The organism is Coleofasciculus sp. E1-EBD-02, from assembly GCF_040218245.1.
Taxonomy (GTDB): domain Bacteria; phylum Cyanobacteriota; class Cyanobacteriia; order Cyanobacteriales; family Coleofasciculaceae; genus Coleofasciculus.
In genome coordinates, this window is sequence record NZ_JAVJQN010000122.1 from 15,149 (window position 1) to 27,320 (window position 12,172).

General features: G+C 43.8%; 10 protein-coding genes. 7 read left to right on the top strand and 3 right to left on the bottom strand.

Features of this window, described 5'->3' with window-relative positions:
• Positions 1–64: 64 nt before the first annotated feature.
• Together RIC07_RS19630 and RIC07_RS19635 are read right to left on the bottom strand one after the other, a co-directional pair.
• Positions 65–2,899 carry a cation-translocating P-type ATPase gene (locus RIC07_RS19630; RefSeq protein WP_446395992.1) on the bottom strand — a complete coding sequence of 945 codons (2,835 nt, stop codon included), beginning with the start codon at positions 2,897–2,899 and terminating at the stop codon, positions 65–67.
• A 74-nt stretch (positions 2,900–2,973) separates the two neighbouring features.
• Positions 2,974–3,102, bottom strand: a complete 129-nt coding sequence (locus RIC07_RS19635) for a hypothetical protein (RefSeq protein WP_446395993.1) — start codon at positions 3,100–3,102, stop codon at positions 2,974–2,976.
• 93 nt (positions 3,103–3,195) lie between these two features.
• Here RIC07_RS19635 and RIC07_RS19640 point away from each other — a divergent pair, with 93 nt between their 5' ends.
• The 7 genes from RIC07_RS19640 (at position 3,196) to RIC07_RS19670 (ending at position 9,693) form a co-directional block, all read left to right on the top strand.
• Positions 3,196–3,774 (top strand): hypothetical protein, encoded by a 579-nt coding sequence (locus RIC07_RS19640; protein WP_446395994.1) that lies wholly within the window; start codon positions 3,196–3,198, stop codon positions 3,772–3,774.
• Positions 3,775–3,943: 169 nt separating this feature from the next.
• On the top strand, positions 3,944–4,534 hold the full coding sequence (locus RIC07_RS19645; RefSeq protein ID WP_446395995.1) for a CHAT domain-containing protein: 591 nt from the start codon (positions 3,944–3,946) through the stop codon (positions 4,532–4,534).
• Complete coding sequence (locus RIC07_RS19650) at positions 4,524–5,234, top strand: hypothetical protein (RefSeq protein WP_446395996.1); 711 nt, start codon at positions 4,524–4,526, stop codon at positions 5,232–5,234. The genes RIC07_RS19645 and RIC07_RS19650 overlap by 11 nt, the downstream gene beginning before the upstream one ends.
• A 2-nt stretch (positions 5,235–5,236) precedes the next feature.
• Positions 5,237–6,163 (top strand): DUF1822 family protein, encoded by a 927-nt coding sequence (locus RIC07_RS19655; protein ID WP_446395997.1) that lies wholly within the window; start codon positions 5,237–5,239, stop codon positions 6,161–6,163.
• A 19-nt stretch (positions 6,164–6,182) separates the two neighbouring features.
• Positions 6,183–9,374 (top strand): NACHT domain-containing protein, encoded by a 3,192-nt coding sequence (locus tag RIC07_RS19660; protein ID WP_446395998.1) that lies wholly within the window; start codon positions 6,183–6,185, stop codon positions 9,372–9,374.
• Between the two features lie 57 nt (positions 9,375–9,431).
• Positions 9,432–9,593 (top strand): hypothetical protein, encoded by a 162-nt coding sequence (locus RIC07_RS19665; RefSeq protein ID WP_446396036.1) that lies wholly within the window; start codon positions 9,432–9,434, stop codon positions 9,591–9,593.
• A complete protein-coding gene (locus RIC07_RS19670; RefSeq protein ID WP_446396032.1) occupies positions 9,580–9,693 on the top strand; it encodes a type II toxin-antitoxin system TacA family antitoxin in 114 nt (37 codons plus the stop codon). The genes RIC07_RS19665 and RIC07_RS19670 overlap by 14 nt, the downstream gene beginning before the upstream one ends.
• 172 nt (positions 9,694–9,865) lie before the next feature.
• Here the strand turns inward: RIC07_RS19670 and RIC07_RS19675 are convergent, their stop codons facing one another.
• The gene (locus tag RIC07_RS19675; protein WP_446395999.1) at positions 9,866–12,151 is read right to left on the bottom strand and encodes a ShlB/FhaC/HecB family hemolysin secretion/activation protein; all 2,286 of its coding nucleotides are present in this window, start codon (positions 12,149–12,151) and stop codon (positions 9,866–9,868) included.
• Positions 12,152–12,172 lie beyond the last annotated feature (21 nt).

Consider the following 12,172-nt stretch of genomic DNA (forward strand, 5'->3'; position numbering starts at 1 on the left):
CTATTAATTGCTCCCAATTACCTGTTCCCTGTTCCCTGTTCCCTGTTCCCTGTTCCCTGACCAATCACCGATTCTTGTACCAACGAATAAACAGTTTCTCCAACTCAACCCAAATAAACAATGACGTACTAAATCCTAAGCAAATCAGCAATTCAGTAAGCGTGAGCGGTTCTGTACCAAAGAAATTTTGTAAAAATGGCACATAAACCAATGCCAATTGTAAGATAGTCGTGACCGTGACTGCCCAAATTAAATAGGGATTCGAGAACAGATTTATCTCAACCGTTAAACGAGTATTGGAACGAACCGCGATCGCATGTCCCATCTGAGCCAAACATAACGTGGTAAAGACCATCGTCTTCCAGTGGAGTGGATAATAGTCATAAGCCAGCGCCATTAAAATAATCGTGACAATGGCGAAAATAATCCCAATCCGCACCATATAGGCACCCAGCCCCCGGGCAAAAATACTCTCACGGGGACTAAAGGGAGGACGCTTCATCACATCCGGTTCAGCCGGTTCTACCGCCAACGCTAAAGCAGGTAAGCCATCAGTCACTAAGTTCATCCAGAGAATTTGTAACGGGGACAGGGGAACATCTTGGAGTCCCATAATCGGTGCTGCGGCAATCGTTAACACCTCACCAATGTTACTGCCCAAGATATAACGAATAAAGCGACGGATATTATCATAAACCGTGCGACCTTCTTCCGTGGCAGCAACAATCGTGGCAAAGTTATCATCCAGCAATACCATATCACTGGCTTCTTTACTCACATCTGTCCCCGTAATCCCCATAGCAATCCCGATATCCGCTTGCTTCAGGGCGGGAGCATCATTTACCCCATCCCCCGTCATCGCCACGAATTCACCTTGACGCTGAAGCCCTTGGACAATCCGCAGCTTATGTTCCGGAGACACACGAGCATAAACGCTCACCTCTTCCACCTGGTTGTCAAGATCCGATTGGGAAAGCTTTTGTAACTCCTGACCCGTGAGAACCCGATCATGTTGATCCGCAATACCCAACGCATGAGCGATCGCGCGAGCCGTAAGCTGATGATCGCCTGTAATCATCACCGGGCGGATACCCGCATTCCGACAACGGCGCACGGCATCCATAACTTCTGGACGAGGGGCGTCTAACATCCCCACCAGCCCTAACCAAACTAACTCTTGCTCAGTCGTTTCACTAGAATCTACCCCGTCATCAGGTGCAGCATCTAGAGGCTTATAGGCAAACCCCAAGACTCGCAATCCCGCCCCAGCCATTTGATTATTGTGTCGCAAAATATCCGTCCGTTGCTCGTCGGTCAATACCTCGGTGCGATCGCCCGCCTGCAAAGAATGGCAACGCTCTAAGACTAACTCAGGGGAACCCTTGGTAAACATCAGGTAGGTTCCTTGTCCATCATTCGTTCCCACTGAGCCATTTGACCCTTGACAGATTACACTCATGCGCTTTCGCTCTGAGGAAAAGGGAATTTCACCGACCCGAGGAAACTGACGCCGCAACGGTTCTTTATCAACACCCCCCTTCCCGGCTAAGGTAATTAATGCCCCTTCAGTGGGGTCTCCTAAAATCAGCCAATCATCCTGTTCATACTGCAAAATAGCATCATTACAGAGGGCGCACCCTTGCAGTAAGACCTGTAATTCGGGATACTCTTGGGTAGAAACGGCTGTCTCGGCGATGAGAAATTCCCCGTTAGGCGCATACCCTTCTCCCGTAACTTGGAACGTGTGCTGGGGCGTGATTACCCATTGCACAACCATCTTATTTTGAGTCAGGGTACCCGTTTTATCCGAACAGATCGTCGTCACACTCCCTAAGGTTTCCACGGCTGGAAGTTTACGGATCAGAGCATGGCGACGTACCATGCGTTGAGTTCCTAGTGCCAAGGTAACGGTAATTACAGCAGGTAAGCCTTCTGGCACCACCGCTACCGCCATACTCAGGGACACTTCCACCAGTTGTTGCAGAACACCTAAATCCCCGCCACTTTGAATTAAGCCACCAACAACAACCAGCACCACCAAGATCAGAGAACCACTGACCAAGACATTTCCCAATTGGGTCATCCGCTGTTGCAAGGGCGTCGGTTCACTTTCCACCCCTTGCAGCATTTCCGCAATCCGTCCCAGTTCCGTCTTCATCCCTGTGGCTGCAACCAAGACGGTACCACGACCTTGAACGACTTCGGTACCTTGAAAGACTAAATTAATGCGATCGCCTAAAGGGGTATCCTCCGCTAAAGTGAGGGCAGCTTCCTTATTCACCGCGTTCGCTTCTCCAGTTAAAGCCGATTCCCGGATCTGGAGGTTTGATTCCTCAATTAACCGTCCATCAGCCGCAATTTGCACACCCGCTTCCAGGAGCATAATGTCTCCAGGGACAAGCTGTTTGCTATCCACCTCCATCGGTCTACCCTCGCGGAGGACACGGACTTTGGGAGAGGCTAGATTTTTCAGGGCGGCGAGGGCTTTTTCAGCACGACTTTCTTGGAGATAGCCCAAGACACCATTAAGAATAACGATTAATAGAATCGCGATTGTATCCTTGAATGGAACTTGACCCGCCTCTAATCCTCCTTGTCGCCAATCGATCAGATCAATGACTCCGGAGATGATTGCCACCACAATCAGCATAATCAGCATGATGTTGGTGAACTGATCCAGAAGAATCACCCAAGAACTGCGACCCGCAGTTTCTTCGAGTTCATTCAATCCGTAGTATTGCGATCGCTCTCTGACTTGTTCAGAGTTCAAACCCGTCTGGGGATTGCTATCCAGTTGGGCAAGGGAATCGTCTATGGATTGGGTATGCCATGCATTTAACGGATCAGGCAACGAATGGGAACGATGAGATGAAGTCACGGGGCAGGTTTGCATAAACATGATACCCAATCAATCATAGTCTTTTCAGTCAGTAACTGTAAGCAGAGGATTGGAGATGGTTCAGACATAGCATACTACGTCTCTACTGGCATCGAGGAAGGAGTCAACCTATTTGATGAGAGTGCGATCGCGACTTGACTCAAAACTTGAAATGCCTTCAGGCTCAGGGTTTTACCGTCTTTCGGTTCGGCTTCATTAGGCAAATTTTCATAAATTTCTGTTCTACCCCTGAGATAAATATAGAAGGTTAGTTGAATACAGCCTTAACACATAGTTAGTCAATGAGGATGATCACTATGAAAGTAAAAGCTCTTTTGAGTTCTACATTATTGGCATTGGCGTTCCCTCTTAGTGCTTTCGCCAGTGCTTATACTCAAAGCTATCCCTCACATTCAAGTCAGGGACTGTTTAATCATACAGGAACTGTTGAAATTGCTCAACGGCAACGGTATGTAACTGCTCAATATGTCTCGTCACGGTTGTACCGCTCAGAATCACGGATCTTAAATATAGCCCGTGATGCTTCTAATAAAGTGAACTGGAAGTCTATCAACGTTGAAACGTTTAGCGCTGACCGGATGAGGCTTAATATCGTTGGGAAAGTTCCAGTAGGCGGAATATGGGTGAAAGATAATAATATTCGCGTTGGACTTTTTTTGCAGCGCGATCGCCAAGGTAATTTCCGAGTGGTTGATTACGACTTTCGTGTTTGGGGGGGTCATCATACTGGTCGCGTCAGAAGGGAAGCGGCGAAAGAGTTAAGAACTCTACCCAATCATTATCCTCGTTTCCAGCGGGTACTTAACAGTATCCTTGCTCAGGGTAATCAGAGGGGAGGATCAGTTAGAGCCGTTACCGTAGATCGGTTACCGTAAATTAATGGTTCGACTTCTATCCCTTACTCAGAAAAGTTTTCAGTCACTCTAGGGGCTATAGTCCCATTAGAAGCGAAGCTTTTAGAGCATTATTCAAGGCTAAAACTCTTAAATTTGTATCCAAGAGCTTCGCTTTTTTCACTTCAGGGATTTTTCAAAGGAGGAGCCAATGTACAATAATAGCGCCTTAGTCAAATCAATCCTGATTCTAGCCGCTAATCCTCAAGGAACCTCAAAGCTTCGTTTAGATGAGGAAGTCCGCGAAATTGATATTGGGCTACAACGTTCTCAGAAACGTGAGCAATTTGTTTTAAAACAACAATGGGCAGTACGTCCAAGGGATATTTATCGAGCTATTCTAGATGTTCGACCACAAATTGTTCATTTTTGTGGTCATGGAGAGGGAAACGAAGGATTAGTCTTTGAGGATGAAAGCGGGAGAACTAAATTTGTTGATTCCGAAGCATTGGCTAATTTATTTAAACTTTTTTCTACTCAAGTAGAATGTGTACTGCTCAACGCCTGCTACTCCGAAATTCAAGCGACAGCAATTAGTCAGTATATTGATTATGTAATTGGGATGAAACAGGGTATTGGAGACAAGGCGGCAATTAACTTTGCTGTCGGTTTCTATGATGCGTTAGGTGCAGGAAAATGCTATGATTTTGCTTTCAATCTTGGCTGTTTAGCTATTCAGTTATCAGGTATGTCTGAGGAATCTACTCCAGCTATAAAAAAAAACGATGAACATGACAGATGAACAATTCCAACAAGCAATTGCTCTGATTTGTGGTAATATGGGTCTCACATCCTCAGAGAGACGGAAAGCAATTAATCGGTTACTAATTGCACTTCAGCAATTACCCCAACTATGTAAATCGTCTCATCCCCTTTATTTTGAAGCTTTAGACAAAACTTGGGAGTGGGTTAGTGAAAATATCTGTACGTTTCAACCCAAGCCACATCTGTCCATTCAAAGAAGCTTAGTGAATTGGATTAACGGATATTTAAGGTGGAGAATCAAGGATTTATATCAAAATAGCCAATCTGATCAAGAATACAGTTTAGATGTTCTCATCAATGAAAATGATGGAAATCAAACAAGGTGGCTTGATCAACTATCAGAAACTGGATTTAATCCTCCTAAGCTGAGTGGACTTGATGCTTATCTTGAAGAACGAAGAAGAGAAAAGAATCGTATGATTTGGCAAAGATTTCATAACTATGTTACAGAAGATCCAGAAAAGCGCTTGCAAAATTGCCACCCTCGCCAACATCCTAATTGTCACTGTCAGTATCTTTGTCAACAACTACTTTTTCAAGAACCTCCAGAACCTTTGGCTAAAATCAGCCGAGAGTTAGGTGTCAATTACCAGACTCTCAACTCACACTGGAAAAACAGGTGTCTGCCACTCTTGCAACAAATTTTAGAGGCTCTAGGATATTCAAGGAACGAATAATTATGAACAGTCAAGAAAACCAATTTTTAGAAGTTCCACTCGGTATTGAAGCACATTCCCGTGCTAGTAAATTTGCCAGCGAACAAGTCAACGTTGAAAAAAGTAAACAAGTTTACTTGAATACCTTAGCGGTTTATGCCGTTCACCGATATCTCAAGTGGTTAGGAGTTAAAACTGACGTAACTCAAGGTGACTCTTGGCATCCCATTCTCAGAAATCGATGGAACGTTGCCGATTTAGTTATTGATACTATTGGTAAACTAGAATGTCGTCCTGTGTTACCTGGAGAAACGACTGTATCTTTACCTCCAGAAATTCGGGACAACAGGATTGGTTATCTCGGCGTGCAATTCAGTGAGAATTTGGATACAGTTCAGCTGCTAGGATTTACGAAAACCGCAGCAACGGGAGTTCTGGACATTCGGCAATTGGGTTCACTTGATCAATTAATTGATGTCATTTCCACGCAGCCAGAACCTTTAGTCAATTTGAGTCAATGGTTTGATGGTATTTTTGATCTGGTTTGGCAAGGGATAGAAACCCTATTAGTGCCGAGAAAGTTGGCGTTTAAGAGTTCCATGGATGCAATCAAGCTGGAAAAGATTGAACGAGCCAAAAAGATTAATTTAGGACTATTAGTCAATCGGCAGGGATTCGCTTTAGTTGCTAGTATTTGGGTGGAAGAAAATCAAGAAATCGGTGTGCTAATTCAAGTTCATCCCCTGGGAGAACAAGAGTATTTACCTCGTGGATTAAAACTGAAAGTAACTCTTGAAGGTGAATCAGAAGGCAAATTAGACTCGGCGGAAGTTATGGCAAGGGAAGCTGATAATTGGATTCAGCTAGAATTTACTCAGATACCGGGAAAACAGGTGACAGTTCAACTGTCTCTAGACAATGAATCTGTGATTGAAAAATTTGTCGCTTAGTTTTTGATAAAGGGAAAAAATGATTACACAAGTTATCCTAACACTAGGAGATGGTAGTTTTATTGAGGGATTTGGTCAAACGACTATCCAGATTAGAACAATAGGTAAACCTCAAAATAATTATTCCCTGCAATGGAATTTACCTCACTATCCTGCACTCATCAATACTTATCAAAAATGGCAAGATATTTATTATGCTGTCATGAATACTAGAGCTGGCTTTAAAAGTCAAGTGACGAATGTAAGTATTTTTGGGTGTAATCAAGAGATTGAATCCTTACGCATTTATCTTAATGATTGGCTTGCTCCTGTTAAACAAAGATTAGAGCCAATCCTGGAGATAAATGAATCAACCGAGATTCAATTGGTGATCCAAACCCAGAATATTAACAATGAAGCTACCAAAAATCTATTAGAAAAATTGCCTTGGCATTGGTGGGATTTGGATTTATTTCATACAAAAGGTTTTACTGATGTGGCAGTATCCTTTACTGAATTAGACCCTATTAGCGATATATCTGAACAAAGATTAGCCAGACCGAAACGAGTCAAAATATTATGTATTCTCGGAGATAGTGAGAATATTGATGTCGAAGCGGATAGACGATTACTCCGACAAATACCAGGAGCCTATTGTGTCTTCCTCCGACAACCTAGACGTTCAGACTTGGAACTCATCTTAAATGAACGTTGGGACATTCTCTTTTTTTCTGGGCATAGTAAAACCGATGTAGATGTTAACACAGGATTGCTCTATCTTAATCCAGAGGAAGTCTTGAATATTCAAGAGATCAGAAACGCCATTCAAGCGGCGATTGATAAAGGATTAAAGTTAGCCATTTTTAATTCCTGTGATGGGTTAGGATTAGCCCGTCAACTCGCCGACTTGGATATTGCCCAAATTATTGTTTGGCGAGAACCTGTTCCCGATAAAATAGCACAAGAGTTTTTGAAGTATTTTCTTGATTTTTTTACGACTGGTTTTTCCCTATATAGTTCTGTGCAGCAGGCTCGGATTAAGGTAAAAGAATATATACAGAATCCAGAGATAAACGAGCAATTTCCCAAGGTCAGTTGGTTACCCGTCATCCATCACAATCTAGCTAAAGCAGAAATGAATTGGCATAAATTACGCGGATACACAGGTAGTGAATCAAACGTAAAAGATAACCAGGGCAAAAATAATCCGCGTCAAATATTACTGAATTTAGTGCAAAAATCATGGATTGAAGGAGTCCTCGAAAAATCATTGCATCTTGAACACATGATTGAGTTAGGCTTGGAAAAAAACTTCAATGCCGTAACAGTAACGAATGCGGAGAGTTTCAACCAAGAGAATCAAGTCTTACCTGAAGGAACCAGAGCCATTGATATATTTGGTGAACTGGAAAACAAAAGAACAATGCTAATTCTCGGTGAACCCGGAGCGGGCAAAACCACTGCACTTTTAGAAATTGCTCGTGAATTAGTTAACGACGCCAGGGAAGATAACACTTTACCAATTCCTGTAGTCCTTAATCTCTCTAGTTGGGGTGCAGATAGGAAACAAAAATCCTTGGATAAGTGGCTGGTTGAAGAATTGAATAGATTCTATCAGTTCCCGCGATTTATCTGCGAGTCCTTAATTAAAAACCAGCAATTGCTACTGCTTTTAGATGGTTTAGATGAAATCGGTGCTTTAGATAATGAAGTCAATCAAGATTGGCAACGAGAGGCTTGTATTCGGGCAATTAATCAGTTTCTGCGAAGCCATGAAAAAACTGAAATGGTGGTTTGTAGTCGGCTCAATGAATATAACCTAATTTCAGAAAGACTTGACTGTCAATGTGCCGTTTTGTATAAGCCAATTACATCAAATCAAGTCAACCGCTATCTTGATGATAACCAGGACACATTACCCGGTGTTAAAGTGTTGTTTCCAGAAGACTTAACCATTCAATCCTTAGCTGAAAATCCGCTAACTCTGAATATAATGACCTTTGCCTATCAAGAAAAATCACGGGAAGACTTGGCAGGAATTAACTCATTCTCTGAACGGGAGAAAAACTTGCTTGACACTTACGTTGAAGAGAAGTTTAAGCGAGAGCAAAGCGGTGATTCTTATTCAGACAAAAATGCGAAACATTGGTTAACCTGGTTAGCACAAAGGATGCTACAACAGCCAAAACAGTCTAAACAGATATTTCTGATTGAGCAAATTCAACAAAATTGGCTACCCAGAGGTATTGATACTTTGATATATCATATTGGCATCCTATTCATTTGGGGAGTGATAGCTGGTTTGATTGGAGTTTTGCATTTTGGCACACAGGTGACAGATGATTTAGGCGAACAAATATCTTTTGCCTTTCCTTCTATAGTAGCTGGGATAACATCAAGTCTGATTCATCTGGTACTCTCTAATTTTTTCCTTCAAGTTATGCCCAGAAGTCTAAACAGAAACATCCCTCATGTTATATCAGGAATTTTGTCTGGACTAATATATGTGATCATTGCCGCACCATGGGTCTATGCAATTGCTCAAGGAAGTTTTGATGAAAAATGGAGAGAGATTGTGTCTCCACTGGTGGTTGACGGAGTTGTTTTAGCAGTATTATTAAGTCGCTTTAGAATAGAAATAGGAATTATTGATGCAGTCAAAACATCCTGGAAACAAGCTAGAATATATGCGACAATAGGTCTAGTCTGTGGTTCAATTTATATCCTTGGTCGCTGGCTTTTTACTGACCGATATAATATCGGTGATTCAGCTTATATTGTCAGTGTCATTTGGACTGAGTTAGCATTGTCTACTCTACTACCTGGGTTGGTTGGTTTCTTAGACAAAGGAGTAAGCGTTTCTCAAACAATAATTCCCAACCAGGGTATTTGGAGATCCGCCAAGAATGCTTTTTTGTTCTTTTGCATCTTTTTTCCTGTCGGAATGTTTTGTGGATTACGTTATGATAGGGGAGGAATTCATGAAACCATCAGTATCGGATTAGCGGTTGGGTTGACTGGTGCAATGGCAGGTGGAAAAGGTTCCGTGTGTGCCGGTTTTGTTCTGATTCAACACTTCATGCTGCGGGTGATTCTCTGGTTGCGAGGCTTTGCGCCTTGGAATTATGCTCGTTTCCTAGACTACGCGGCGGAACGGGGTTTTTTACGCAAAGTTGGTGGTGGTTATATCTTTATCCATCGGATGCTGATGGAACATTTTGCTCAAATGTAGTGGACTGACACAGCTAAAATTGTGGGATAGATTTGACGGTTAAACCGGGCGCAAGCCTTGCGCCCCTACAATTCTCATCCACCAATTAAGGTATGCTACGCCAGTAGTGCGATCGCCTATTCTTCTGCTTACCCAGCCAATCACTTTCCTCATCTGGATTATCGCGATTTCCCTATCAATGTGAGAGGCATTGCTAGATTGGATATTGTTCCGCCTTAATGACGAACAGTGGAAAGCGTTTAATCAGGCGCTTGATATGCCACCAGAGAAAAACGAAAAATTACATCAATTACTTCAGGTAAAATCTCCTTGGGAATAATCGTTATCCTGCGGTAATTAGCTCATGTAGTATAGCAGTCTATATTAGCGATTAGGACAAATGAAGGTACCGAAACCTTTACCAGTCAATCTTTTCCCTTCTGCCTTCTGCCTTCTGCCTTCTGCCTTCTGCCCTCTGCCTTTTGCTATACATCCCCACGGGACACTTCAGATTAAAACTGATAGCGAACTGAAAAGTGAAATCCCTCATCTTGAGCATTTTCACCTTGATCCTCCAGTTCCACTAAGGGTAAACCATAGTCAAGGCGCAAATTTAATCCGGGTAGCGGTTGCCAAAGTATCCCCATACCCAGACTGGCTAAAAACTGCTCTTGAGGTAGAGGGTTCTGATTATCAGGATTATTCCACACCCAACCCGCATTGAAAAATGGCGCAATTTGGAACGTTGACGCACCGGATGCATTTTTCTCTAAGGTGATCCGGTCTTCTAAGAATAATCGCACGCCATTATCTCCAATTCGAGCATTCTGTCGATAGCCTCGCACGGATTGAGCGCCACCAATGACAAATTGCTGAGACGGTAAAAGAGTATTGGGAGTCAGTTGAATGTCAGCCCCCATAATTAAAAAATGACCATCACTGAGAATTTGGACTCGTTGGATCTGACCCAGCCAGCTCAAAAAACGTCCATCCGGATCAGGATCGGGATTAACAGTCGCATCCAACCACCCTGTACCCAGACTAAAGAGCGATCGCACTGACCACGCTCCCCCAGAATCACGACGTAGGTAGTCTTGTCCAAATTGAATCACACTGGTGCGCGTTATCCCATCAGCATCAGCCCCAGGACTTAACGGGAAGGGTTCATTAAAAAAAAATGTCTGACTGTCTCTCAAGCTAAAAGCTAGGGATAGGGCTAATTCTTCGCGGGAGGTGCGAATTAAGGGTTGATTAAAACTAATCTCATACTGTTCAGATTCTCCCTCAATCTGAATACCTAAGCTAGGAAAAGGTTCGGCTGTGACTTGATTGCGATCAACGCTGGCTTGCACTTGCAGGGTGCCATTTTTTGGATTCAGGGGAAGGCGATAGCCCATGTTAATCACCTTTGAGCCACCAGTGGTGGAATAGAAGTAACTCGCCGTCAGTTCATCCCCATACCCGGTCAGATTACGATAGCGTCCATTTACGCCCAATCGTTCTGAACCTACACTCGGCGGTGAATAGTTATCGGTGGTGAGGCTACCTTCAAAGGGATTGGCTTCAACGACACGAATAATTAAATTGCTCTTTCCCGGTTGACTACCCGCGCGAAGACTGGCGTCTACAGATTCAAATAAGGGATTCGCCCGCAGTAGCCGCAATTTATCTTCCAAGCGAGCGGTATTTAGGGGTGTGCTGACGCCTAGCTGAATCCGATTCTGGATGTAACTGGGTTTAAGGCGACGAATCCCCTCAATTTTAATCTCCTCCAGACTCCCTTCCAGGACAAAAATCTCTACGACACCATCAGTAATCACCTGGTCTACTAGAATGGCTCTTGAGGTGATGTAACCACGATTTAAATAGAGTTGAGTGATAGCATCAGCAGCCTGTTGGAGTTGTTGCAGGGTAACGGCTTCTCCTTCCAAGGGTTGGACAATGGGAGCGAAGTCCTCGGGTTCAAAGATGGTGCTACCTGTGACATTAATTTCCTCGATTTGAATAGCCTCCACGTTAGAATTTGTGGGACGAGAGGGAGTGGGTTCGGGTTGGGTCAACGGTGGGGACTCATCAGGACGTAAGGGTTCAGGACTAGGTGTGGGTTGAGGAAAACGATCGTCTGGACTGGGTTGGATGGTTTCGGGGTTGGGAATCGTGGGCGGGGTTTGTGCGATCGGAACCTCATCCAGGTAAGCGTGATCTGGGGTCAAAATAGGGTTGAGTGATGAGTGTGTAGGGATGAGTTTCACGTCCACCGTTTCTTGGCTCATCCCAATGTGATTCAACTCGCCCTGACTGAGTGAGAGAGGGTTGACCCTTAGCGACTCTTGATCCCATGGTTTGGAGTGAGACGCTTCTGGATCAAAAGAGCGATCGCAAGATTCGAGTTCAGCACGATTGGGCTGCTCTCTACAGGCTTCCTCAGCTTCTCTCTCCCCGTACTGGAGATCCTTAGTTAGCTCCTGTTCGTTTAAAGCGTGATTATCTCCGTCTACTCTGCCATTTAACTCTTGTCCTGGGAGCCAGTCCTCCTCTGTCCTAAAGTCATTTTCTGCCTTCTGAGAGCCTTCTACCTTCTGAGAGCCTTCTACCTGCTGAGATTGCTGGTGAGAGAGTTCCATAAGATTAGGGAAATGAACAGGGTTGTGGCTCACTGGTGACACAGACATTGGAGTTGTACCCAACGCCGTTGATGCATTTAGACTGATAATACCCACCCAAACAGGTGTCAGTTGTCCCAGAATCTGCCCCTTAAAAAAAATCTTCACTAAAAGCTTACTCTCCGACTCTTTCATCGTTGAGCGCCCCCAGTGACT

Bases quoted from the DNA above. Each gene is read 5' to 3' on its own strand.
- RIC07_RS19630 (WP_446395992.1), bottom strand. From the start codon at position 2,899: ATGTTTATGCAAACCTGCCCCGTGACTTCATCTCATCGTTCCCATTCG.
- RIC07_RS19640 (WP_446395994.1), top strand. From the start codon at position 3,196: ATGAAAGTAAAAGCTCTTTTGAGTTCTACATTATTGGCATTGGCGTTC.
- RIC07_RS19645 (WP_446395995.1), top strand. From the start codon at position 3,944: ATGTACAATAATAGCGCCTTAGTCAAATCAATCCTGATTCTAGCCGCT.
- RIC07_RS19650 (WP_446395996.1), top strand. From the start codon at position 4,524: ATGACAGATGAACAATTCCAACAAGCAATTGCTCTGATTTGTGGTAAT.
- RIC07_RS19655 (WP_446395997.1), top strand. From the start codon at position 5,237: ATGAACAGTCAAGAAAACCAATTTTTAGAAGTTCCACTCGGTATTGAA.
- RIC07_RS19660 (WP_446395998.1), top strand. From the start codon at position 6,183: ATGATTACACAAGTTATCCTAACACTAGGAGATGGTAGTTTTATTGAG.
- RIC07_RS19675 (WP_446395999.1), bottom strand. From the start codon at position 12,151: ATGAAAGAGTCGGAGAGTAAGCTTTTAGTGAAGATTTTTTTTAAGGGG.